Consider the following 24,237-nt stretch of genomic DNA (forward strand, 5'->3'; position numbering starts at 1 on the left):
ATGGGGACATGAGCGACGCAGACCTCCGCAGCAGAGCCGACGCCGTACTGTCCCGCTTGGTGTCCGGAGCCGAGGACACCGTGCGCCTCCATGACGATCAGTGGCGTGCGGTGGAGGCGCTGGTGGTCGAGCGACGTCGCACCCTCGCCGTACAGCGCACCGGGTGGGGGAAGTCCGCGGTGTACTTCGTGGCCACCGCCCTCCTACGAACCCGCGGTTACGGGCCCACGGTGATCGTCTCGCCCCTGCTGGCCCTCATGCGGAACCAGATAGCCGCCGCGGAGAGCGCCGGCATTCGCGCCAGGACGATCAGCTCCGCGAACCCGACGGAATGGGAGCTGGTGCGCTCCGAGATCGACGCCGGCACGGTGGACGTGCTGCTGGTCAGTCCGGAGCGACTGAACAACCCCGACTTCCGCGACCATGTCCTCCCCAGCCTGACCCTGGCGACCGGTCTGCTGGTGGTCGACGAGGCACACTGCATCTCCGACTGGGGGCACGATTTCCGGCCCGACTACCGCCGTATAGGGAGCATGCTGGACAGGTTGCCGCACGAGGTGCCCGTGCTCGCCACGACCGCCACGGCCAACGCTCGGGTAACCGCAGACGTGACAGACCAACTACGCGCAGACGGGGTTGTCGACGTGAGCGCTCCGGTCGAGCCGGAAGGCGCTCTGGTGCTACGCGGACCGCTCGCGCGGGACAGCCTCCGTCTCGGAGTGATCCAACTGCCGGATGCCGCGCACCGTATGGCATGGCTGGCCGAACAGCTCACGTCACTCCCTGGTTCAGGCATCATCTACACCCTGACGGTGGCCGCGGCCAACGACGTGGCCGCGTTCCTACGGCTGATAGGCCACGAGGTTTCTGCGTACACCGGGAAGATGGACAACTCCGAACGGGAGCGCGCGGAGGACGAGCTGCTGAACAACCAGGTCAAGGCACTGGTTGCCACCTCGGCTCTGGGTATGGGATTCGACAAGCCGGATCTCGGCTTCGTCGTTCACTTCGGCTCCCCCTCATCGCCCATCTCCTACTACCAGCAGGTTGGGCGCGCGGGACGCGGCGTACGGCACGCTGAGGTGCTACTGCTCCCCGGCCGGGAGGACGCCGCGGTTTGGAACTACTTCGCTTCGCTCACTTTCCCGCCCGAGAGTCAGGTGCGTCGTGCTCTCGAGGCGCTCTCCGAGGCTGATCGACCGCTCTCTCTGTCGTCGCTGGAGCCGCACGTCGAGGTTCGGCGCTCGCGTCTGGAGATGATGCTGAAGGTGCTCGACGTGGACGGCGCTGTCCGGAAGGTACGAGGAGGTTGGGTCGCGACGGGTCAGCCCTGGAAGTACGACGCCGAACGCTACGAACGGGTCGCTCGACAACGTGAAAAGGAACAGGAGGCCATGCGGGAGTACGCCACCACGGACCACTGCCGGATGGAGTTCCTCCAGCGACAGCTGGACGACATGACGGCGGCACCGTGCGGACGTTGTGACAACTGTGCCGGCGAACGGTTCACCACCGAGGTGGCTTCTACCTTCGTACGGAGCGCGCGCGGGGAACTGGGCAGGGCGGGGATACGGATCGAACCACGCGTCATGTGGCCCACCGGGCTGCAGGAGGTGGGGGTGCCTCTCAAAGGGCGCATCCCCGACACGGAACAGGCCACGCCGGGCCGAGCGGTGGGCCGGCTCTCCGACCTCGGCTGGGGTAGCCGCCTCCGCGCACTGCTCGACACGACAACGCCGGACGGTCCCGTCCCAGCTGACCTACTCGACGCGGTCGTCTCCGTGCTCCAGGACTGGTCGAAGTCCCCGGGGGGATGGCTGGCAGACGACCCGACGACGGACACCATTTCCCGACCGTCGGGCGTCGTCACCATGAGCTCACGGACCCGACCAGAGTTCCTGAGGACCCTCGGTGAAGGCGTCTCCACCGTTGGCCGGATACCGCTCCTGGGGACCGTCGACCGCTCGACATCCACGATCCGCCCCGAGGAACACCGAAGCAACAGTGCGCAGCGGCTGCGCCTGCTGCACGGAACGCTGACCGTACCGCCCCGACTGACGCAGGAACTCAGCCGCTCCCCCACCGCGGTACTGCTACTGGACGACTTCACGGAAACGGGCTGGACCCTGACCGTGGCCGCCCGACTGCTGCGTTCCGCCGGGGCAGCCAGCGTGCTCCCGCTCGTACTTGGCGTACGAGGCTAGTGGTCGGTGACCGCGCCGACAGCAGGGCACGGAACAGTACGCTCCGCCCGCTCCCTCCTCCACGAACCACCATGTCCGTGACCGGCTCCCGGGCTCCTTAATCACCAGGCCCAACGCCGGCTGACCAGGCACAGGGAAGTAACCATGACCGCACCTACCGAGCGGGTCGACCACGAACTGATCCGAGCGGCGACACACCTCGCGGGCACCCGCTGCCAGGGCGACAACCACACCGTGGCGGCCGCGGGCCGCGCCCCGGACGGCCGGGTCGTCACCGCGGTGAACGCCTATCACTTCACCGGAGGTCCCTGCGCGGAGCTGGTACTGATCGGCACCGCGGCCGCCAGGGGCATCTACGACCTGGAGAGCATCGTCGCCGTGGGCGACCGCAACCGCGGCGTCGTGCCCCCGTGTGGCCGCTGCCGCCAGGTGCTTCTCGACTACTTCCCAGCGCTGAGGATCATCGTCCGAACGAACGAGGGTCTCCGGACGGTGCCCGTCATCGACCTGCTCCCGCACAGCTACGTCTGGGCGGACCACCAGACGGATACCGAGGAGTAAACTGCCGGACGTGGACGAGCGAGTCACCCAGGCATGGGACCAACGTGCCGGCGAGTGGACGGCCTGGGCACGCACGCCCGGGCAGGACGTCTCCTTCACTCAGCTCAACTGGCCGGCGTTCGCGCGGATGCTGCCGACACCAGGCCGGCTGACGCTGGATCTCGGCTGTGGTGAGGGGCGAGTCGGCCGGATCCTGGCGCCTGCCGGTCACCGTTTGGTCGGGCTCGACAGCTCGTCGACGATGGCCGCCCACGCACGTGAGGCCGGTGGCTACGAGCGTGTCCTGGAGAGCAACGCCGCTGCGATACCGCTCGACGACCGCTCGGTTGACCTGGTCGTGGCGTTCATGAGCCTGCACGACATGGACGACCCCGCGGGCGCCATCGACGAGTCGGCCCGCGTCCTCGTGCCCGGTGGCGAGCTCTGTGTGGCACTCGTGCATCCACTCAACCGACCTGAGGCCCACCTGGCCCACTACTTCGAGCACCGACATATCCGGGAGATCGTTGAATCCAACGGACTGACCATGACCTTCGAAGCCACCGACCGGCCGCTGGAGTACTACACCGCCGCGCTCGAAGAAGCCGGCTTCGTGATCGAGTCGCTGCGTGAGCCTCGGGCGGAGCGGGCCACGGTCGAGGCCGAACCGGCGCTGGCGGCAGCCGCGCACCAACCGTTCTTCCTGCACATGCGCTGTCGTCGCCAGCCGGACCGAACCGGTGGCGCGACCGCCCGGTGGCCCAGCTGACTGACGCCGCGCCCTGACCCGCACTGACCGACGATTCGCGCTCACACGGTCACACTGGCCGATCCGATGCCACGCGCCGGTCGTGAGGTGGGCCGGAGCCGCCGGCCCCGTCGTAGGCCCGACCGGCATCCATGGGGAAGACGAGCCGCACACGGATCTCCGCCGCGCCGCCTGCCGCGCCGCGCCCCGTGAGCCGTACCAGCTCCGGAACAGCTCCCTCAGCAGGATCCGCAGCCTCCGAGGAAACCACGTTGACCACGTTGCCGTACAGGAGCGGTCACGGTGAGAATCGGAGGTGTTCCGGCGAAACCGAGGGGGTCCTGTGAGTTCCGGTTTCGTCTCCCCACCGCATCCCGACCGTCCCTCCGGTCCCTCCCGTCTCGCCCGCATCCTGGAGCCGGCCGAGTGGGCGGCGACGGGCATTCCGCCGCTGTGCCGTCCCCGCAGAGTCGTCCAGGAACTCTACGACCTGCACCACCCGACTCCTGTCACGGCCGTGATCGCGGTGCTCGGGCCGCAGGAACGGCTGGTGGCCAGCGCCTCTTTCACCCCGCACGCCGAGGCTCCGGACGGGTGGTGCTTCCGCAACGCGCTATTGGATCAGCTACGCCGCGTCGTGCCCCACGACCTCCGTCTCCGTTCACCGGCCCGCACGGCCGTACTGATGCACTGCAGGAATGGCGAGACACGTTGGAGCGACCTGGACGGCGCGTGGATGTGGGGACTACGAGACGCCTGCACTCTGCACGGGCTGCGATGTGGCGCGTACGTCGTGCTGACGCGTGCCGGGTGGCAGGTGCTGGGGCAGGAACACGGCGGGCGTCAGCCACGTGCGATGACCACGACACCCGCACGACGACCGACTGTCCGTGGCGCACGCCCCCGCCGTACCACACCCGGCGCCCACGAGCCGGCGACAGGCTGATCCGGCGCGTCAGAGCAGCGTACGCAGGCGCTCCTGATCACCGCACACGACCAGGCGGGTGCCGGCCTTCTCCAGGGCCACCGGAAGAGCCCGCGCCACCTCGCTGTCCGAGCCGCCGTTGACGGCGAGTACCACCATGGAGCGGTTTCCCGCCACCCCCACGTGTGCGGTGTGGGCGTAGAAAACGTCTTCCGCTTCACCGAGTTGACGCCAGTAGGCATCCTCGCCGAACGACCGCTCGTGTTGGGCCCAGGGGTGCTCCTCCCCCGTGGTGAGCACGAGGATGTCGCTCCCCGAGAGGCCCTCGTCGAGCAGTTCATCCACTGACTCGTCGGCCGCCGCCACAGCGGCCACCTCCGTGGCCGGCACCAACGTGATCTGCGGAGCGGACTTGGCCTCGCCGTCAGGCCGCTGGGTAGTCGGAGCTTCGGCACTGGAGTCGACCGTTCGACCGGGGCCGGAACGGTTCTGGTCGCCCGGTGCGGGAGCGGGTCGTGGGGCGGCTCGGGGGCCGGGAAGCGGTACGGGGCGGGAAGCCTGCGGAGACCGGTCAGTTCCCGCAGCGGTGCGGGACCCGGGGGCGCTCTCGTGAATCTGTGACTCCTCAGGGGTGCGAGGCATGGGAAGTTGTCTATCAAACGCCGCTGGCAGCTCACTCGGCGGGTACGGGTTAACCGACGCGACGCATCCGTTCCATCCGAGGAACACTTCGGTTCAGAACAACTCGACCTGATCGATTGGCGTTGTGCGCGGACGCTTGAGGTGCCGCCATCGCGGCAGGCTGTCCAAGTACGCCCAGGACAACCGGTGCTGCGGAGTCGGTCCGTACTCGGCGAGCGCGGCTCGATGGACGGGCGACGGGTACCCGGCGTTCTCCTCGAAGGCGAACACCGCGTGATCAGTACCCAGTTCCGTCATCATCGCATCCCGTCGAACCTTGGCGAGCACCGATGCCGCCGCCACCACGACACACGACTGATCACCCTTGATCACGGTGCGTACCCGCCATGGCGGGCCCAGGTAGTCGTGTTTGCCGTCGAGAATGACGGCGTCCGGCCGCATCGGCAGCCCCTCGAGCGCCCGCACCGCCGCCAGTCGCAGCGCCGCGGTCATCCCCAAGCGGTCGATCTCGTCCCGGCTGGCGTCGCCGAACGCGTGTGCGTTGACCCAGGTTTCGAGTAGCGTCGCGAGCTCGGTCCGCCGTGGAGCACTGATCAGCTTGGAGTCCGTCAGCCCCTCGGGCGGACGCCGGAGTCCGGTGATCGCGGCGCACACCGTCACCGGGCCGGCCCACGCGCCCCGGCCGACCTCGTCCACCCCGGCGATGATCTTGGCACCGGTAGTGGCACGCAGTGATCGCTCGACGCGGTGTGTGGGCGGTTCGTACGGCATGGCGCCACCCAGCCTAGCCGTCGTACGCGGCGGCACACAGCCCGGTATGACACGCGCGGCACCGCCCGCCCGCTGTGGTCACGACAAGGGGCGTCCCGTGGTCGAAGCGTGGGCTCACAGGGTCCAGGCGGGCTCGAGGTCGATCACGTCACCGGCCACCCCGGTGACATCCGCCCCCGTCTGGGCACGCAGCGCCAAGCGCTCGGCCCGATCCGCCCGGTACTTGCCATGCTCCGTGGCGGAGTTCCACATGGATACCGTGAGGAACTCGTCCTCCTGCCGCGCCTGCGCGAACACCCCGCGGAGCATCCCCGGCGATCCCGCCATGGCAGGGTTCCAGACCTTCTCCTGCATCAGGACGAAGTGCTCCACACGGTCGTGGCGGACCCGGCAGTGCGCCACACGCAGCAGGTCCGTGTCCGTGAACTCCGGCCGGAAGCCCACCTTCACGTCGAAGCGGTACTCGAAAAGCCGCACCCGCATGTCCCTGTACGTGCCGACCTGCGCCGCGTGCAGTCGGTCATGTGAGCGGGCCATGAACGAGTCGTAGAACGCCTGGCTTTCCCAGAAACCGAAGAGATGCACCACGCCTTCCCGGGAGCGACTCCAACCACCCCCCTGACCACGGAAACCCGGTTCCCCCAGCAGTCCCGCCCACTTACGTTGAGCACGCTCGAAGCCCCGTCGGTCGACGACGGTGCAACGCATCCACTTGACCAGCACCGCGCCATCGTACGACCAGAGGAGGCCGCGGGTGGAGCTGTCACACTCGGACCACCCGCTTACCGTGTGGTCCCGCACCACTCATCGGAGGCCTGTGACGTACGTACGTCCGTCCGGCATCACACGGTGAGCGGGCGCTGGACCAGCGAGCGACGAAACCGTGCCAATGAGACCGAAGATGGAGTAACACAGCGACATGACGTCTTCGTGGAGCACCCGGCCCGAGACCACCGACGACATTCCGACGATCCGTGCGATTAACGTCGCCGCCTTCCCCACTCCGCAGGAGGCCGACCTCGTCGATACGCTACGCCGCGACTCCTCGGCCTGGATTCCGGGTCTCTCGTGGGTGGCCACCGGCCCTGACGGCACCCTCGCCGGCCACGCCCTGCTGAGCCGGTGCCGGGTGGACGGTCAACCCGCGCTGGCGCTCGCTCCCTGCGCCGTGCTGCCCCGGTTCCAGCGCCAGGGAGCCGGGTCCGCCGCCATTCGTGCCGGACTGGAGGCCGCTCGGGCGAACGGGGAGAACCTCGTGCTGGTGTTGGGACATGCCGACTTCTACCCGAGGTTCGGCTTCACGCCAGCCTCCCGTTGGGGCATCCGCCCCGGATTCGAGGTACCGGACGAGGCCATGATGGCGCTCGCGTTGGGGTCCCCCACGGATGTGCCGTCCGGGGTCATCAGCTACCCGGCGGCGTTCGGCGTCTGAACCACCGTCCACAAGCTTCGTGATCACGCCAAATCGCATCAACTGCCACCGTACGGCGTGGTTGTGGCCTTGTGGACAACGACGCGGAACCTTGCTGATCGTGGCACCATGGATACCCCATGTGGGCCCGACGGACGGCCGCGCCACACTGGCCGACCGACCGCTGCCGTCGGCGCCCCACACGGGCGCCCGGGTTCCGTTGTACGGCCCGCTGACGTACGGGGGGAGCGCGGACGCCGAGCACGTGGGCAGTCCAGAGAAAGGGAAACTGGTGAGCAGTCTCAACAAGGGGATCGGCAAGGTACTGGTCACGCTCAAGTGGGACCCGAGCTCCTTTGACGAGCCGGATCATGACCTCGACCTCGTTGCCGGGACCTTCACCGCGGACGCGCCGTACGGAGAACCAGAGTATCTGGTGCATTTCGACAGCAGGTCACCGGACGGGACGATCACCCTGAACCGGGAGAGCAAGACCGGCCAGGGATTCGGTTCGGACGAGATGATGACCCTCGAGTTCGACCGGCTGTCGGAGACGTACGGACGCGTCATCGTGGGGGTGGTCATTCAACAGGGCGAGGACCGCAAGACCTTCGGCGACGTGGCGAACACCGAGGTGTGGATCTCGGAGGAGCAGCAGGAGCTGTGCCAGTCCGACTTCTCCGAGGTGGCCGAAGCGACCGCGGCGACCATCGGTGAGTTCGTCCGCAAGGAAACCGGCGAGTGGGAGTTCCAGCCCTACCTGCGAGGCTTCGACGCCGATCCGGAGACCTTCGGGCAGACCATGGGGTACGCCCCCGCCTGATGCGAGGGACCGATGCCCAGGCATCGGCGCGGCGCTCGCACGCGTGCCGAGGCGGCGTCGTAACGGATGGCGGGTGCCAGCCTGGGGCCGGCACCCGCCTGAGGTCACGTCACGCGACGTCGCGTGCGAGACAACGAGCTGTACTGGCGCAGACCACTTATTTCTGAGGCGTCGTATTCCTCTCTCGCTGGAGGTCCGCGGCCCGAGCTGCGACGTAGTCGGCCCAGGAAGTCTTGGCGAACCCGGCCCAGCGGACAGCGGTGTTGGTGTGGAGCCCGAGGATGCTCGCGAGGACCGGTGCGGGCAGGTCGCCGGCGAGGGCGACCAAGGCGGCATTGCGGGCGGGTCGAGTGTCGATGCCGTGGGGCAGGAGCTTCGAGCTGAGTCCGGTCTGCGAGGTGGGGCGCCCGGGAACGAGACCGGGGAAGAGCCATGGCTCGCCGCGATTCGTTCGGGTGAGGCCGGCTCGGGTGTGCGGTGCCTCGGCGAGCTGGTGCAGGAGCTTGGCGAGCCGGGGCGGTAGCAGGATCGGGTGCTGGTCGAGGGTGAGGTAGCTGTTGCCGTCGCGACGGGTGAGCTGGGTCGTGGTCAGATGCCGGACGTGGGAGGCGTGCAGGCCGAAGAGCAGGATCAGCGCGCCAGCGGCCCGGGTGTCCAGGGCCATGCTCTCGTCGGTCAGGCACCGTTTCAGCAGCTGCCAGCGGCCGTCTTCATCCATCAAGTGACTGGGCTGCTGACGTGGGATGGAAGGAACCTTGAGCCTGCTGGTGAGGCCGTGGCTGGTGGTCCAGGACAGAAAGTAGCGGATTGCGTAGGTGCGGGTGTTGCCCGCGTCGAGCCAGCGGTCGAGGTCCTCTTGCCGGAGTTCGTCCAGCGCGATGCCGTGCTCGTCGAGCCAGGCGAGGAACTCCAGAGCCAGCAGGACGCGGGTGCGGAGGAACGAACCCGGCTCGGCTGGGCGGCGACGCTGGGCGGCGCGTCGTCGTGCTCGTCGCAGCAAGTACCAGTGCGCGTAGGGGCGAACCATCTGGACGTGTCCGGCAGGGCGGCCAGCAAGGACGGTGTCCAGCCAGGCAGGGATGCGGTCCAGTTCCTCATCGCGCTCGGGGAGGACGCCGAGATGCACGAGGGTATGGCGGACATAGTGCAGGTGACGGCTGGGCGGGAGTTGGTCGAGCCGCTGATGGGTGATCGGTTCTCCGGAGGCGGCCAGACTGGCGAACAGGGCAGCGTTCGGACTGCGCTTGAGCCAGAGCAGGATGCCGCGGGGACGCTCAGCCAGCGCGAGAGCGTCCCGCAGCGGCTGGAGCTGTGCCGGGATGCGCCCGTCGGGCCCGGCCAGCAGTTGCTGGAGGCGGGCGATGAGCACGCAGCGGGCGCACTCGGAATCGGCGTAGGTCCGGCCGCCGAGTCCGCAGGTGCGGCAGGTGTAGTCGAAGGCGGTGCCCGCGCAGGCGCCACAGATCCTGGTGCCGTCCTCAGCGATGCCGATCAGGGGCTGGTGGCGACCGCAGCCCGGGCAGATCGCAGGTGCGTCCAGCACGACGGTGTAGCAGGTCGAGCAGACCGGGCCGATCGGCCAGCGGGTGTGAACGCGGCGGGTCCGCCGGCAGCGGCAGCATTCCTGGTTGAGCCCGGGGCGGCAGCTCCGGCAGGTCCATGCGCCGTCCGGCCCGCGCTGGCAGGAGCGTGATTCCCGGCAGGCCGAGCAGACCGTGGTGGGGCCGTTGTAGCAGTCTTCGCAGATGTCCGGCCGTGCTCCGGTGGCCCTGCGGGCGATGCGTCGCTCTTGTCCGCAGAGTCCGCACTCCCGGACCGGCCTGCGCTGCTGGTGATGGCAAGGGGCGCAAAGCGGCCCGTCGGAGCCGTGCGACTTGGCCGGGCCGATGGCACCGCAGATCACGCAGGTGTGCTGCGGGCCGGACCAACAGCTCGTGCAGAGCGGCGAGTTATCTGGGCGCCGGGTGACGGGCATGCGGAGCTGGCCGCAGGTGGCACATTCTTCGACGACGTCCGGATCGGTGCGGTAGCAGGAGTAGCAGATGGGGCCCTCGGCCCGGCGGGCGGCGAGCCGGGTGGCCGTTCGGCCGCACCGCCGACAGGTGCCCTTGCCGCTGCGGGCAGAGCAGTTGATGCAGAGGCGTCCATTGGGTCCGAAGCGTGGGAGGCCCACGTGGGATCTTCCGCAGTCGGTGCAGGCCGGGCGGATCACGGCCGTGTGTCCTGCTGTATGGAGGACTTGAGCGAGGCGGACGATCACGGCCGGGCAGTGAGCATCGCCGGAGACCAGGGCCTGGGGATGGTCGGCGAGGTGCTGGTCGAGATCCCGGAGCGGGATACCTCGGTCGGCCCGAGCCTCGGTGACGGCTCGGAGAACTTCCGTCTGATCGAGCTCGGGTAGTGAGCCGGTTAAGGCGATGATCACGCGATCGAGGGCGGCCTGCCTTTGTTCGGCTCGTTGGCGGTCGCGGGCGCGGGTCATAGCCCCTCGGGGCGGCGGATCGTGGTCCGGCGAACAGTCGGCAGCGGCCGGACCGGTGCTTCATCTGCGGTCTTGCGGATCTCTTCGTTGACGACTCGGACTTCGATGAGGTCACCGGGCTGGCAGTCGAGGATGTCGCAGAGCGCCGCGAGGGTATCCATCGACAGCCGCTGCGGGGGCTGGGTGACCAGACGGAAGACCTGTTCGCGGGAGAGAGTGATGCCGCGCTCGGCGAGCGGCCCGACCAGGTCGGTGGTCTGGAACATCTGCCGCGTGGCCATGATCTGCCGCAGGTGCCAGTGGTAGCCCATCTTCTTGATCACGTCTCGTCGTCCTCCCAGAGTTCGGCGTGCTGTTCCTTCAACACCTGCTGGAGCAGACGGTTGCGGTACTCGTCGGAGACCCCGGTATAGATCGCGGTGGTGCTTGCGTAGGCGTGGCCAACCTGGTCCTGGACGAACTTCTCGGGGTAGCCGAACTCGACGAGATGCGTGACGTAGCTGTGGCGAAGCCCATGCAAATCGAGCTCTTCCGGCAGGTCAGCGGCCCTGCGGGCGGTCTCGAACGCCTCGTCCAGGCGTCGGAGCGACATCCGGCCGCGGCGTTCGGTAACCCAGAGCGCCGGGTGCTTGTCCGGGGAGAAGGCCGGCCGGACCTCCTCCAGGTACTGATCGAGGAGATCAGTGCTCCAGTCCAGTTCGGGAACCGTCAGGACGGTGCGGCGCTTGGGCGGCCCGCCCTTGGAGGACTTTCCGTAGCGTACGAACAGGCCGCCGAACCGGCCATAGTGCGGCATCTTCGGGTTCCGCCGCAGGTCCGCCAGGTCCAGTCCGCACGCTTCCTGGCGGCGCAGTCCGTAGGCGTAGACGGTCTTGAGGAGGATCGCGTCCCTCAAGGCGGCCAGTGAGCCCTTGCGGTGCCGGGCCCGGATCTCTTCGACCCGCGCTTCCGCCGCATCAAACAGGTCCTGAACCTCGTCGTAAGTCAGCGGGCGCCGGTCGGCTTCACCTTCGTACTCGCTGCTGTGGGTGACGGTGTTCCACTCGTGCAGGATCTGGACCGGGGCCTGGCCGAAGCGCTCCAAGCACCGCACGGGCCAGCCGTAGCGTGCGTCGGTGATGTACTCGCAGAACATGCGCAGCGCGTTCTGGTAGTTCCGCCCGGTCGAGACCGCGAACGTCTTCCGCCGCGATCTCAGGTAGTCGATGAACGCCTCGACCTCGGCGGGCTCCCACTGCCAGGGGTACTGGTTGGTGAACTCCGCGAAGCGTCGTACCACCGACATCCGCGGCTTGATCGTCCCGTCCTCGTCCAGGAAGCGGGTTCGCTGCTGGCGGGCCCAGCCGTCCAACATCGCCTGAAAAACCGCCGGTTCAGGGTCGAGGTGTACAACCCCATCGGCAAGCACCAGATGCGCGGCACCCGGCAGATCAACGGCTCGACTCACGATGCATTCAACGCAACATCGTTGAACCGGTTACGCCGCCCAGGTCACAGGCATAGCAAAGGGGACCGGCCGGAGGCCGGTCCCCTTCATGAGCTGCTGGTCAGCTACCTGTACGGACTGCGTCGGATGTTGCACCCAACGCAATTCCGCCCGGTATCAGCTGCAACCGCTCGTGGACCCGCAACCCTCACAGAGGTAACAGCTTCCGGCCCGCCGCATCTTCGTACCGCAGGAGAAGCACAGCGGAGCGTCCGCGTTCAGCCCGAGCTGCATCTCGACCAGTTCCGTGGAGTTGTGCACCTGCCCGGACACCGCGTCGCCGTCCCGGGTGGTCGTGACCGCGGCGCGCCCGCCGTCCGTGGGAGCCGGAGCCGACTGCGCCAGCCCCTCGACGTCCATCTCCTCGGAGGAGGATTCGTAGGAGCCCGTGTCCAGGTGGCGTTGCCGTTCCTCGGCCGAATGGATACCCAGGGCGGAGCGGGTCTCGAAGGGCAGGAAGTCGAGAGCCAGCCGGCGGAAGATGTAGTCGACGATGGACTGCGCCATACGCACGTCCTGATCGTCGGTCATCCCAGCAGGTTCGAAGCGCATGTTGGTGAACTTCGAGACGTAGGTCTCCAGCGGCACACCGTACTGCAGGCCCACCGACACCGCGATCGAGAAGGCGTCCATCATGCCCGCCAGGGTCGAGCCCTGCTTGGACATCTTCAGGAAGACCTCACCGAGACCGTCGTCCGGGTACGAGTTCGCCGTCATGTAGCCCTCGGCGCCACCGACCGTGAAGGAGGTCGTGATGCCCGGCCGGCCCTTCGGCAGACGGTTCCGGACCGGCCGGTACTCGACGACCTTCTCGGGCTCCGCCGCCTCGGCCGAGTCCTTCCGCTTCGCCGACAGCGGCTGGCCGACCTTGGAGTTCTCGACGTACACGGCGAGGGCCTTGGTGCCCAGCCGCCAACCCTGCAGGTAGATCTCCTGCACGTCCTCGACGGTGCTCGTGGACGGCATGTTCACCGTCTTCGAGATGGCGCCGGACAGGAAGGGCTGCGCGGCGGCCATCATTCGTACGTGGCCCATCGGCGAGATGGAGCGCTCGCCCATGGCACAGTCGAACACCTCGTAGTGGGCCGGCCGCAGCCCGGGGGCGTCGAGCACGTTGCCGTGCTCGGAGATGTGCTCGACGATGGCCTCGACCTGCTCCGGCTGGTAGCCGAGTCGCTTCAGCGCCTTGGGGACCGTGTTGTTCACGATCTGCATGGAGCCGCCACCGACCAGCTTCTTGAACTTGACCAGAGCCAGGTCCGGTTCAACGCCGGTGGTGTCGCAGTCCATCATCAGGCCGATGGTGCCGGTGGGCGCGAGCACCGAGGCCTGGGCGTTCCGGAAACCGTGCTTCTTCCCCATCCGGACGACGTCCTGCCAGGCTTCCGTGGCCGCCGCCCAGACCGGCGTGTCCAGGTCGTCGACCCGCGGCGCCTCCGTGTTGGCGTCGGCGTGCTGGGTCATCACCCGTTGGTGCGCGTCCGCGTTGCGGGCGTAGCCGTCGTACGGCCCCACCGCCGCCGCGAGTTCAGCGGAACGCTTGTAGGAGGTGCCGGTCATCAACGACGTGACGGCGCCCGCCAGGGCACGACCGCCGTCACTGTCGTAGGCGTGGCCGGTGGCCATCAGCAGCGCACCGAGGTTGGCGTAGCCGATGCCCAGCTGCCGGAAGGCACGGGTGGTGTCGCCGATCTTCTGGGTCGGGAAATCCGCGAAACAGATGGAGATGTCCATCGCGGTGATCACCAGCTCGACCACCTTGGCGAAGCGCTCGGCGTCGAAGGACTGGTTTCCCTCGTCGTCGTCACGCAGGAACTTCATCAGGTTCAGCGAAGCCAGGTTGCACGAGGAGTTGTCCAGGTGCATGTACTCGCTGCACGGGTTGGAGGCAGTGATCCGGCCGGATTCCGGCGAGGTGTGCCAGCGGTTGATGATGTCGTCGTACTGGATTCCGGGATCGGCGCACGCGTGCGCGGCCTCGGCCATCTTGTGCAGCAGAGACCGGGCGTCCACCTCCTCGACGGTCTCCCCGGTCATCCGGCTGCGCAGCGGGAACTTCGCCCCGGCCTCGGCCGCCTTCATGAACTCGTCGGTAACCCGCACGGAGTTGTTGGCGTTCTGGTACTGGACGGAGGCGATGTCCTCTCCGCCCAGGTCCATGTCGAAACCGGCGTCCCGCAGGGCGCGGACCTTCTCCTCCTCCTTGACCTTGGTCTCGATGAAGGCCTCGACATCGGGGTGGTCGACGTCCAGGACGACCATCTTCGCCGCCCTCCGGGTGGCGCCCCCCGACTTGATCGTCCCCGCCGAGGCGTCGGCCCCGCGCATGAAGGAAACCGGGCCCGAGGCGTTGCCACCGGAGGACAGCAACTCCTTGGAGGATCGGATTCGGGAGAGGTTCAGACCCGCACCGGATCCGCCCTTGAAGATCATCCCCTCTTCCTTGTACCAGTCGAGGATCGACTCCATGGAGTCGTCCACAGACAGGATGAAGCACGCGCTCACCTGCTGCGGTTGTTGCGTCCCCACGTTGAACCACACCGGGGAGTTGAACGCGAAGATCTGGTGCAGCACGGCGTAGGCCAGTTCGTGCTCGAAGACCTCGGCATCCTCCTGGGAGGCGAAGTAACCATTCTGCTCACCCGCCGCGCGGTAGCTGCGCACGACGCGGTCGATGAGCTGCTTCAGGCTCTTCTCGCGCTGCGGGGTGCCCACCGCGCCACGGAAGTACTTGCTGGTAACGATATTGACCGCGTTCACCGACCAGAAGTCGGGGAACTCGACGCCGCGCTGCTCGAAATTCACCGAGCCGTCACGCCAGTTGGTCATGACGACGTCCCGGCGCACCCACGTCACCTCGTCGTACGGGTGCACGCCGGGGGTGGTGTGAACGCGCTCGATGCGCAGCCCCTTGCTCGCCTTACCGCCGCCCTTCGCGCGGGAGCCGCGTGCCGGGCCGCTCGTCGTCTCTGTCATTCCGCCTCCTGTACGGGCATAACGCCCCGATGTGCCCCGAATCTTCCACGGAGCACGGTGTCTATCTCCTGTTCGGGACACCGAAGTGGCCCGCGTCACTCTCCAGCGAGCCGCTCAGTCGCTGGCCGGTTGTGACCCCGGGACCTGCGTCTCGGCCGCCTCCTCGACGGTGTTCGCCCCGTCCACACGGGCGGGCGGCCCCGCGGCACGAAGTTCCGCTATCGCCTCCTCGAAGTCGCCCAGCGACTCGAAGGCCCGGTACACGGACGCGAATCGCAAGAAGGCGACCAGATCGAGGTCCTGCAACGGACCGAGTATCGCGAGCCCGACATCGTGTGTGGACAACTCGGCACTGCCGGTAGCCCGGACAGCTTCCTCGACCCGCTGACCGAGTTGCGCCAGGGCGTCCTCCGTGACCGGGCGCCCCTGACAGGCCTTGCGCACTCCGGCGATCACCTTGTCCCGACTGAAGGGCTCGGTGACGCCACTGCGCTTGATCACTGTCAGCGACGCGCTCTCCACCGTGGTGAACCGACGGGAACAGTCGGGGCACTGACGGCGGCGGCGAATCGCGGTCCCGTCATCGGTCGTGCGACTGTCGACGACGCGACTGTCGGAGTGCCGACAGAAGGGACAGTGCATGGCGCCCTCCATCCCGTTTCGCGCTTTCGCGTACACGACTGACCACGCCTCGGGGCCGCGGAAACGGCCCTCGCAGGCACCCACCAGCATAGCCGCAATCCTGCCGCCGATCGCAGCCGGACCACAACTTGTGGGTGGGCGGGATCCATCTAACCACTAGATCTGGTGTTGACCCTACGGGGGGTGGCAACACTGCGTGTCGCTGTCGACAGCCGCATCGAGGCTACGTGAGCGGCATCCGGGCCAGCACGCCCCGGCGTGGTCCGCGACACCGCCAGCCCTCGAACAGGACGGGCGGGCGAACGGCAGGACGGGCCGACGAGTGCCATCAGCTCCTACACCATGCACGCCCAGGCAAGGCAGCGGAATCCGGAATTTTCACTCGAACGTGTGTTTGGCGCAACCTTTCGAAACCAACTACCGTTGTCTAACCAGGGACAACCGCTTGAAAGGGGCTGACGTGACCACCAGCGCAGACAGCGTCACCATCGCCACCCAGGACCGCTCCGCGCCCGCGCTGAGCGAAGCACAGGCCCTGGTGGACGAGACCGCGGACACCGCTGAGGACGGACCACCGGCGGTGCGGACGCTGCCCGGGCGCCCTCCCGGCATCCGCGCGGACAGCTCCGGGCTGACCGACCGACAGCGTCGCGTCATCGAAGTCATCCGGGACTCCGTGCAGCGCCGTGGATACCCGCCGTCCATGCGGGAGATCGGTCAGGCCGTGGGGCTCTCCAGCACCTCCTCCGTGGCGCACCAACTGATGGCCCTGGAGCGGAAGGGTTTCCTGCGCCGTGACCCGCACCGACCGCGCGCATACGAGGTGCGGGGTTCCGACACCCCCAGCACGCCCGCCACCACGGACACCGCCGGGAAGCCCTCGGCTTCGTACGTGCCGCTGGTCGGTCAAATCGCGGCCGGCGGGCCGATCCTGGCTGAGGAGTCGGTGGAGGACGTCTTCCCCCTCCCCCGGCAACTGGTCGGTGACGGCGAACTCTTCGTGCTCAAGGTCGTCGGTGACTCCATGATCAACGCAGCGATCTGCGACGGTGACTGGGTCACGGTGCGGCGCCAACCGGTCGCGGAGAACGGCGACATCGTGGCGGCGATGCTGGACGGTGAAGCCACCGTCAAGCGCTTCAAACGGGAGGACGGACACGTGTGGCTGCTGCCGCACAACACCACGTATCAGCCCATCCCTGGGGACGACGCGACGATTCTCGGCAAGGTGGTGGCCGTCCTGCGCCGTGTGTGACCGCGAGGGCCAGCACACCGACGGGGTGTTGCCGGGAGGGTATGGCCCTGGGACAGCGGGACTGTTCCAGGGCCTGGCTGCACGCGGGCACCCAGGAAAGAGCCGCCGGCGCGAAACGGCCGCTGGAAGGGTTCAGAATCACGCGCCGGCCTCCTCGGCCTGCACCGCTGCGGCGTTGATCGAAGCCAGGGAGCGACGCACCTGAGAAGCGTTCGACGTGTACCAGAAGTCCGGCATCGAGGCACGTAGGAAGCCGCCGTACCGCGCCCGTTCAAGTCGGGGGTCGAGCACGGCCACCACGCCACGGTCTCCGGCCGCACGCACCAGTCGACCCGCTCCCTGCGCCATCAACAGCGCGGCGTGCGAGGCGGCCACGGCCATGAAGCCGTTCCCACCCCCCTCCTCCACGGCCTTCTGGCGGGCGCTCATCAGGGGGTCGTCGGGGCGAGGGAAGGGAATCCGGTCCATCACCACCAACTGGCAGCTGCTACCAGGCACGTCCACTCCCTGCCAGAGGGACAAGGTCCCGAAGAGGCATGTGCGCGGGTCCTCCGCGAACCGGCCGATCAGCTCGCCCAGGGTCTCCTCCCCCTGCAGCAGAATCGGCACGTCCAATCGCTCGCGCAGCTCGTCCGCGGCGGTCTGCGCGGCACGCATGGAGGAGAAGAGCCCCAGCGTGCGCCCGCCAGCGGCTTCGACCAACTCGGCGAGCTCCGTCAGCATGTCCGTACGAGCCATGTCCCGGCCTGGTGGCGAGAGATGCTTGGCGACGTACAGAATCGCCTGCTTGCGGTAGTCGAACGGGGAGCCGGCGTCCAGGCTGCTCCACTCCGGCCAGTCCACCGCGTCCGATGTGTCCGCGGTGTCCCGGCTCTCCGGCCCGAGGCCGAGCGAGGCACCGACGGCGTTGAAATCCCCACCGAGCTTCAGCGTCGCCGAGGTCAACACGACGGATCTGTCCGCGAAGAGCTTCTCCCGCAACAGTCCCGCGACCGACAACGGTGCGATCCGCAGGGAGGCGCCGAAACGGTCATGACGCTCGTACCAGACCACGTCGTATTCCGAGCCCTGCACGACACGCTCGGCCACCTCCAGGACGTTCTCCATGCCGCCCACGGCCTGCTTCCGGACCGCGTCCTCGTCCTCCACGGACTTGTCCCGGGTGCCGGACAGCGCCGCCAGGCACGCGCGGGCGGCGTCGCGAAGAGCCATGAGGGCGTACCCGAGATCCTCGGGTAGCGCTTCCAGCCGCCCGGGCTGTGCCAGCTCCATCAGCCGTTCGAAGGTCTCCGCGGCGGTGTGCAGTTGATCAACCGTCTTCTCGTCGACCAGCTTCGCCACTCTGCGCACCACCCGCTGCACACCACCGGGCGTCAGCTCCCCCGTGGCCATGCCGGTGACCCGGGACACCAGCTCGTGTGCCTCGTCCACGATCAGGGCGTCATGTGCCGGCAGCACCGGCGCACCCTCGATGGCGTCGATGGCGAGCAGGGCGTGGTTGGTCACCACGACATCCGCCAGCTTGGCACGCTCCCGAGCCCCCTCGGCGAAGCACTCGGCGCCGTACGCACAGCGGGACGCCCCCAGGCACTCCCGCGCGGACACCGAGACCTGGGACCAGGCCCGGTCGGAGACGCCGGGACGCAGGTCGTCCCGATCCCCGGTCTCCGTCTCATCGGACCAGTCACGCAACCGCAGCAGGTCCTTGCCCAGCTTGCTGGTGGGTGCCGCGGCCTCGAAGGGGTCGAAGAGGCCGTCCTCTTCCTCCTGCGGCACGCCCTCGTGCAGCCGGTGCAGGCAGAGATAGTTGGATCTCCCCTTCAGCATGGCGAACTGCGCGGCCCGCCCCAGCTGCGGACGCAGCGCCTCGACCATACGCGGCAGGTCACGCTCCACCAACTGGCGCTGCAGCGCGAGCGTGGCCGTCGCGACGACCGCCCGCTCACCGTGTGCCAGCACGGGCACGAGGTATCCGAGCGACTTCCCGGTGCCGGTGCCGGCCTGGATGAGCAGATGGGTGCCGTCCTCGACGGCCTGGGCAACGGCTTCCGCCATGGCCACCTGGCCAGGGCGTTCCACACCGCCGACCGCGGTGACGGCGGCGTGCAGGAGGTCAGTGAGGTCAGGCTTGGTCATAGCGTGCACAGCCTACGTGTCGGCACTGACATCGGCTCCCGGGTTCCGGTCCGTGACCTCTCCACTCCAGTCCGCGACCCGCCCGGCCACTCGTGAGACTCGGTCCCCGTCGACAGGTTGGCGCGAGGGCCGGGCGATCGAAGCACCTCCCACGTACGGCCGGCGCGTCGGGAGCTCGTTCAGTCGGCCGCCAGCGGGTTGGCCACGGTGCCGTGCACGGCGGCGTGCGGACGCTGCGAGCGGTCCCGATAGCCGTCCAGATACAACCGGTTACGGTTGAGACAGAGACGCTCAATACGCGGCGTGTGCATGTCGAACAGAGCGAACCGTTCCTTCAGCTCCGGGAACCTCTCGTGGTACCGCAGGACCTCCGCACGTACCAACCTCCAGAAATCCGCCTCCGGGACACCGAGTTGACTCTCACACAGGGGTGCCAGATACCGGAAGACCCCGACGAGGAGTCCAGAGTGGATGAACTGCGGGAGGAAGTCGGGCTCCTCGGTGAGCAACACGGCACGCACCAGATCAGGCATGGCGTCATGCTCGGGCAGCGGCTGCGCGCTGACGTTGACGTCGTCCACGAAGTCCTTGACGGCCAGCCGTACCGGTACGTCGTCCTGGTCGAAGACGAGGATGGCGTTCTCACCGTGCGGTGAGAAGACCGTGCCGTACTGGTAGAGGAAGTGCAGCAACGGCGGCAGCAACGCGTTGAACAGCCGACGCAGCCAGACGGTGGCACGCAGCCCGCTGCGACGCACCAGCTCCGCGGTGAACGAACGCCCCGCCCCGTCCGTCTGCAGCAGCGCGGCGAGGGTGCGGGCCCGCTCGTCCTGGTCCAGCCGGGTACTCAGGGGCTCACGCCAGATGCACCCGAGCAGTTCGCGATACTGGTACGGCACGTCGGGCAGCACGTCGTACGCCGGGTGTGCCACGGCCACCGAGGCCACCTCGCCGAGCAGGATCACCCGGCACTCGTCCCGCAGGAAGGCGTCCCCGTCCCGCAGCCCCTGCACCCAGGAGGTCACCGCCGGCGCGGCGACGGTCCGTTCGGTGGGAAGCCCGCGCCAGACGAGAGTGTTGAGGATCGACAACGGAAGCTTGACGGTGTGTCGGTCGGGACGGCTGACGTTGAGGAACGTACGGACGGACTGCTGTGCCCGTCGCAGATCCTCGTCCTCCCCCAGCGGTACGATCCGGCCGGCGGCGATCTCCCGCGCGAACAACGGGACGATCGTCTCCTCCCACTGCCAGGGATGGACGGGCAGCAGCAGATACCGCTCCGCCGCGAGACCACGCTCCCGTAGTAAGGAGTCGAACCGCTGGCGGAGGTCGACCGACAGCTCCCCGGCGTACAACTGCTCCGGCTCGGCCAGCGGGCCAGCGCCACGGTACGTCGCCAGATCACGGTGCACGGCGATCCAGGGCAGCGGGTGGCTCTCCCGGGCCTCGGGCGACCAGCGGGCCACGTCGGCGTCGGAGAAGCCGAGTCGGCCCTTGTTCGCGACAAGCCACGGGTGGCCGGTCTGGTGGCCCTCCAGTTCGGCGTAGTCGAGGTCGGCGAGCGTGTACACGTCCGGGGTCGTGTGACTCATCCGGGCGTCAGCCGTCAACGTGGCGGTGACCTCCCGGATCAGGTGTCCCGTGGTGTCCCCGCTCAGACCCAGGAGAGCGGGCCCGGCGACGGTGAGGAAGTGGATCGGGTCGCTGTCCGGTGTCACGGATTCCGGTTCGACGCGCCAGTGGCCGTACGTGCCCCTGCGAGCCCGGAATCGAAGCGTCAGCTCGGGAGAGACCCGCAGTCGGTAGCCGTCCGGTTCCGCCGGCCCCACTGGGCGTGGCTGGATGATCTCCTCATAGGCGAACTCAGCGAGCATCTTGGCCAGTAGCCGTGCTGCGGCACGGTCCCAAGCTTCGCTGTCCAGTCCGGCGGGCGGCTGCGGAACCGTATGATGCTCGGGCATGGATCTCCTTCTCGGGGTTGGGGCCGGGTCCGCGGTCACGGGCCCTTGGGGTGCCCGGTGCGGACCGGACTCTCTCAGTTGCGAGGATGGTGTGCTGGACCGCGCGTGCCCGCTCACGGTCGTACGGCCGAATCCGCGGTCGGGATCCGCCGTCAGCGCCCGCCGTCACGGGTCGGACGCCGCGCGCTCGCGCACGAGCAGCGCGGCACGTTTGTCCGGCAGCCACACCTCGGCGGAGAGGTGGAACCCGGCACGGAGGAACGCGCCGACGGACGGCGCGTTCCGCACGTCCGGTTCCGCCAGCACCCGCCGGCAGTCGGGGCGCTGGTCCAGGACGAGTGCGGTGACGGCGCCCAGCAGCGTGCTGCCGACTCCCCGCCCCCGGTCCGCGCTGTCCCCGAGAAGCAGGTGAATTCCGGTGTCATGCGGACGTGCCGGGTAGTAGCGGGCCAACGGGTCGAGATCCGCTCGATAGATCTCCCAGTAGCTCATGGGCACGCCGTCCAGCACCCCGAGACAGGGCACGCTCCGTCCGTCTCCCTCGAGTTGGGCCCGCAGGTGTGCCTCCGTCGCCCCAGCCGGGCCGGACAGGTTCCAGAACTCGTCGACCGCCGGATCGTTCATCCAACGGCTGAGCAACGGCAGGTCGCGAGTGATTCGTACCGGGACGAGTTGCAGCATTCCCGCCGCGGTGTTCGTGGCGGGCCAGCGCGCGACTGAATCGAGCAGGTCCTCTCCGGTCGGGCGAGACGGCCTGGTCCCGACTGGTCCGCCCGGTCCGGCGAGTTCGGCCGGCAGCTCGACGGCCACCGTGTCCGCGCTCCCGGACGCGGCACCCCGCTGGGCCCGGGACCCGGTGCCGGATCCCTCCGATCGACCCGCAACGGAGTCGCCCGGCGGCCCGGTTGGAGCGGCGGGCGGCGGATTCTGCGCCTTCCGAGGGTGCATGGCGAGGCTTCCTGTCCCCGCTCAGTCGCTGAGCGGATTGCTGACGGTGACGTACACCGACTGGGTGTCGACCGGCCCGATCAGTTCGTCCATCCCCTGCAACCGGGTCAGCAGGTTGGCCTTGCAGCGCAGCTCCGGTGCTTCCAGGAGCATCCGAGGCAGCGGGGACACCGGCTCGTCGGTCGTACCGTCGGCCGCCGTACGCAGGAACCGCCGGAACGCGGACAGCAGCTCCGCCTCCTCGGCCAGTCCGGCGTACCCGAACGCTCCGACGAGCCCGAACACGTTGTTGATCGCCAGGTAGTAGGCGAAGCGCTCGTTGACCACCTCGTCCGCCACGTACGAGTCGCTGGCGACACCCGCGGACGGCAGCCGCCCCTCGATGGCGGCACGGTGTGAGGCACGGAAGTAGTAGCCCTGGTTGTCCCGGTAGCGACCGCCGAGCGGCCACCCTTCCCCGTCGAGCAGCACCACGGTGTTCTGCTGATGGGCTTCCAGGGCGATGCCCGCGTACGCGTCCAGCCAGAGCACCGGCCGCACCACCGCCTCCAGATAGCGGGCGAACCACTCCCCCGAGACCTGAGCGACCGGCTTTCGCGTATGGTCCGCGAGGCATCGCACGACCTGGGACAGCCGGGAGCGCAGCCCCGGCTGTCGGCCCCCGGACCAGGGCCGCGGGGACGTGAGGGAAGCGACACAGACGGCGTCGTCACCGCAGGCGAAGGGGTTGTGCCGGATCACGGTGTCCAACCCGGGCAGAGGCGTGCCACCCCGGTCGTTCACCCCGATCCAGGCCGGGTCACGGACGATGTCGAAGTCGGGATGCGCGGCCTGCCAGGCAGCTTCCAGCCCGCCCCGCAACAGGCGGTGCACCTCAACACCGCGCAGCAGTTCCTTGCGGAGGTTCTCGCGCCGTGAGTTGGTGATCCGCAGCCCGAGCGAGAGCTTGAGCATGGCCGGCGCGCCGGGCTGGTACACCGTACGCACCGAGGAGGTCGGATACCACAAGTCGCCGCCGACGCCCAGGTCGTGCAGCAGCCCGGTGTCGAGCAGCTCCGCGACCGCTGGACGCTCGCGCACCTCACGGGCCTGCCATGGATGAAGCGGCAGCAACGCGCAACCAGCGGGCGCCCGCGCGGCGACAGCGGGCCCCGCGAGCTTGGCGGTGAGGTCACGGACGCGTACGGCATCGTCCGGAGCCTCCCCCGCGGGATGACCGGGCTTCTCGCACCACGCCGAGTCACCCGCCAGCACGGCGGGGTCGACCGCCATCCAGTACAGGGGGAAGGCGCCACGCAGCTCGGGGGAGTACGTCCTGGCCTCGCTCTCGGAGAGCCCTTCGCGGCTCTTCGGAGCGGGATGCGTGGGGTGGCCGAGGAGGAGGCCCTGCTCAGCCTCCAGGAAACGGTCGCTCACTACCGGTTCCGGCGCGGCGGCCCGCTCAGCGAGGAACACGCCCGTGTGTCGTACGGAGTCAGCGACGCGACCGACGAGCGCTGTCACCTCGTCCGACGGGACCGCGGCCCCGGACCGGTGGCCCGACTCTCTGCCGAGCAGCGCCGCGACGGTGACGGCGTCCAACGGCATGGCGTCCGCCGGCGCGTTCTCGAACTGCGGGGGGCCGAAGCGATGCCAGCCCGTTGTGGACCAGTGGTGCACCCGTACGCACAGGGCCGTCGCGCTTGCGGGCAGCGGCACCCGGAGTGTCTCACCGGCGGGCGCGGCCAGCCCGGTCTCCCGTGCCCAGCAGCGCAGCAGGTTCTCCGTCCCCGAGACGTCCGCGACCGCGTGGGGGTCGGAGCGACCGAACGACGTGCCGTACGGCCGGTGGTCCGGCACCGTGGCCGTGCTCCGGGCGAAGCCGGCGTGCTCCCTCCACCGCTCGGCCTCGCCCGCTCGGAGGCCGTTTACGGGTCCCGGGACGTCGGGTGCCGAGTCAACGGCCGCCTTCCATGAGGGCCACGGCGCATCCGCCGTACGGTCGTTCGGAAGTGCCTCCGCGGCCGAGTGTTGCCGCGGTACGGCCGCTTCCGGGGCGCGGGGGGAGTCGTACGGCGTCCGGTGTCCGAGTCTGCCGCGGTGCTCCTCCGGTCCCGAGCGCGCGTTCACTGCAACGGCCTCCTGTGCTGTCGACTCGGCTCGCCGAACAGCGGGCCGCGGTCCCCCGTACAGACCAACGAAGGAGGCGGCGCCTGATCACGGTTGGCTCCATGGTCGCCACCATCGGGTTACGACTTGCAGAGATTTCGTGGGAACCGGGCACCCGGCCGCGCCCGTCCCCCACCTC

At 68.7% G+C, this 24,237-nt stretch carries 20 protein-coding genes; 8 read left to right on the plus strand and 12 right to left on the minus strand.

Annotated elements, in window-relative coordinates:
- Window positions 1-8: 8 nt before the first annotated feature.
- The 4 genes from AN216_RS06995 to AN216_RS07010 all read left to right on the plus strand — a co-directional run bounded on the left by AN216_RS06995 (window position 9) and on the right by AN216_RS07010 (window position 4,438).
- A complete protein-coding gene (locus AN216_RS06995; protein ID WP_070195716.1) occupies window positions 9-2,204 on the plus strand; it encodes a RecQ family ATP-dependent DNA helicase in 2,196 nt (731 codons plus the stop codon).
- A 144-nt stretch (window positions 2,205-2,348) separates the two neighbouring features.
- A complete protein-coding gene (locus tag AN216_RS07000) occupies window positions 2,349-2,765 on the plus strand; it encodes a cytidine deaminase family protein (RefSeq protein ID WP_070195717.1) in 417 nt (138 codons plus the stop codon).
- A 10-nt stretch (window positions 2,766-2,775) separates the two neighbouring features.
- On the plus strand, window positions 2,776-3,513 hold the full coding sequence (locus tag AN216_RS07005; protein ID WP_070195718.1) for a class I SAM-dependent DNA methyltransferase: 738 nt from the start codon (window positions 2,776-2,778) through the stop codon (window positions 3,511-3,513).
- Window positions 3,514-3,835: 322 nt separating this feature from the next.
- On the plus strand, window positions 3,836-4,438 hold the full coding sequence (locus tag AN216_RS07010) for a hypothetical protein (RefSeq protein WP_070195719.1): 603 nt from the start codon (window positions 3,836-3,838) through the stop codon (window positions 4,436-4,438).
- A gap of 9 nt (window positions 4,439-4,447) precedes the next feature.
- On the opposite strand, the gene AN216_RS30810 is transcribed toward AN216_RS07010, so the two are convergent.
- From AN216_RS30810 to AN216_RS07025, 3 genes are all read right to left on the minus strand, one after another.
- Window positions 4,448-4,783: a hypothetical protein gene (locus tag AN216_RS30810; protein WP_070195720.1), complete on the minus strand. Its 336-nt coding sequence runs from the start codon at window positions 4,781-4,783 to the stop codon at window positions 4,448-4,450.
- A gap of 369 nt (window positions 4,784-5,152) precedes the next feature.
- The gene (locus AN216_RS07020; protein WP_070195721.1) at window positions 5,153-5,830 is read right to left on the minus strand and encodes a ribonuclease HII; all 678 of its coding nucleotides are present in this window, start codon (window positions 5,828-5,830) and stop codon (window positions 5,153-5,155) included.
- 114 nt (window positions 5,831-5,944) lie between these two features.
- Window positions 5,945-6,553, minus strand: a complete 609-nt coding sequence (locus AN216_RS07025) for a YdbC family protein (protein WP_070195787.1) — start codon at window positions 6,551-6,553, stop codon at window positions 5,945-5,947.
- A gap of 196 nt (window positions 6,554-6,749) precedes the next feature.
- Here AN216_RS07025 and AN216_RS07030 point away from each other — a divergent pair, with 196 nt between their 5' ends.
- Both AN216_RS07030 and AN216_RS07035 read left to right on the plus strand, forming a co-directional pair.
- Window positions 6,750-7,262 carry a GNAT family N-acetyltransferase gene (locus tag AN216_RS07030; protein ID WP_070195722.1) on the plus strand — a complete coding sequence of 171 codons (513 nt, stop codon included), beginning with the start codon at window positions 6,750-6,752 and terminating at the stop codon, window positions 7,260-7,262.
- Between the two features lie 271 nt (window positions 7,263-7,533).
- Window positions 7,534-8,064, plus strand: a complete 531-nt coding sequence (locus tag AN216_RS07035; RefSeq protein WP_070195788.1) for a TerD family protein — start codon at window positions 7,534-7,536, stop codon at window positions 8,062-8,064.
- A gap of 157 nt (window positions 8,065-8,221) precedes the next feature.
- On the opposite strand, the gene AN216_RS26620 is transcribed toward AN216_RS07035, so the two are convergent.
- On the minus strand, window positions 8,222-9,607 hold the full coding sequence (locus tag AN216_RS26620; RefSeq protein WP_079166094.1) for a hypothetical protein: 1,386 nt from the start codon (window positions 9,605-9,607) through the stop codon (window positions 8,222-8,224).
- Between the two features lie 696 nt (window positions 9,608-10,303).
- Between AN216_RS26620 and AN216_RS29120 the strand changes: the two genes are divergently transcribed.
- Window positions 10,304-10,465: a hypothetical protein gene (locus tag AN216_RS29120; protein ID WP_212732657.1), complete on the plus strand. Its 162-nt coding sequence runs from the start codon at window positions 10,304-10,306 to the stop codon at window positions 10,463-10,465.
- A 77-nt stretch (window positions 10,466-10,542) separates the two neighbouring features.
- Here AN216_RS29120 and AN216_RS07045 read toward each other — a convergent pair whose 3' ends face one another.
- From AN216_RS07045 to nrdR, 4 genes are all read right to left on the minus strand, one after another.
- A complete protein-coding gene (locus tag AN216_RS07045) occupies window positions 10,543-10,869 on the minus strand; it encodes a helix-turn-helix domain-containing protein (protein ID WP_070194550.1) in 327 nt (108 codons plus the stop codon).
- Window positions 10,866-11,993 carry a tyrosine-type recombinase/integrase gene (locus AN216_RS07050; protein ID WP_070194549.1) on the minus strand — a complete coding sequence of 376 codons (1,128 nt, stop codon included), beginning with the start codon at window positions 11,991-11,993 and terminating at the stop codon, window positions 10,866-10,868. The genes AN216_RS07045 and AN216_RS07050 overlap by 4 nt, the downstream gene beginning before the upstream one ends.
- Window positions 11,994-12,149: 156 nt before the next feature.
- A complete protein-coding gene (locus AN216_RS07055; protein ID WP_070195723.1) occupies window positions 12,150-15,008 on the minus strand; it encodes a vitamin B12-dependent ribonucleotide reductase in 2,859 nt (952 codons plus the stop codon).
- Between the two features lie 114 nt (window positions 15,009-15,122).
- Entirely contained in the window at window positions 15,123-15,650 is a 528-nt protein-coding gene (nrdR, locus tag AN216_RS07060) for a transcriptional regulator NrdR (RefSeq protein ID WP_070195789.1), read from the minus strand.
- 535 nt (window positions 15,651-16,185) lie between these two features.
- Here nrdR and lexA point away from each other — a divergent pair.
- Window positions 16,186-16,905, plus strand: a complete 720-nt coding sequence (gene lexA, locus AN216_RS07065; RefSeq protein WP_420855695.1) for a transcriptional repressor LexA — start codon at window positions 16,186-16,188, stop codon at window positions 16,903-16,905.
- A gap of 138 nt (window positions 16,906-17,043) precedes the next feature.
- Here lexA and AN216_RS07070 read toward each other — a convergent pair whose 3' ends face one another.
- The 4 genes from AN216_RS07070 to AN216_RS07085 all read right to left on the minus strand — a co-directional run bounded on the left by AN216_RS07070 (window position 17,044) and on the right by AN216_RS07085 (window position 23,789).
- Window positions 17,044-19,041, minus strand: coding sequence for an ATP-dependent DNA helicase (locus AN216_RS07070; protein WP_070195725.1), 1,998 nt, complete (start codon window positions 19,039-19,041; stop codon window positions 17,044-17,046).
- A 179-nt stretch (window positions 19,042-19,220) separates the two neighbouring features.
- Window positions 19,221-21,002 (minus strand): IucA/IucC family protein, encoded by a 1,782-nt coding sequence (locus AN216_RS07075; protein WP_070195726.1) that lies wholly within the window; start codon window positions 21,000-21,002, stop codon window positions 19,221-19,223.
- 165 nt (window positions 21,003-21,167) lie between these two features.
- Window positions 21,168-21,950 (minus strand): GNAT family N-acetyltransferase, encoded by a 783-nt coding sequence (locus tag AN216_RS07080; protein ID WP_079166340.1) that lies wholly within the window; start codon window positions 21,948-21,950, stop codon window positions 21,168-21,170.
- Between the two features lie 21 nt (window positions 21,951-21,971).
- A complete protein-coding gene (locus AN216_RS07085; protein WP_244502355.1) occupies window positions 21,972-23,789 on the minus strand; it encodes an IucA/IucC family protein in 1,818 nt (605 codons plus the stop codon).
- Between the last annotated feature and the right edge of the window lie 448 nt (window positions 23,790-24,237).

Origin of the sequence: Streptomyces oceani, from assembly GCF_001751245.1 — a bacterium.
In the GTDB taxonomy this organism is placed as follows: Bacteria; Actinomycetota; Actinomycetes; order Streptomycetales; family Streptomycetaceae; genus Streptomyces; species Streptomyces oceani.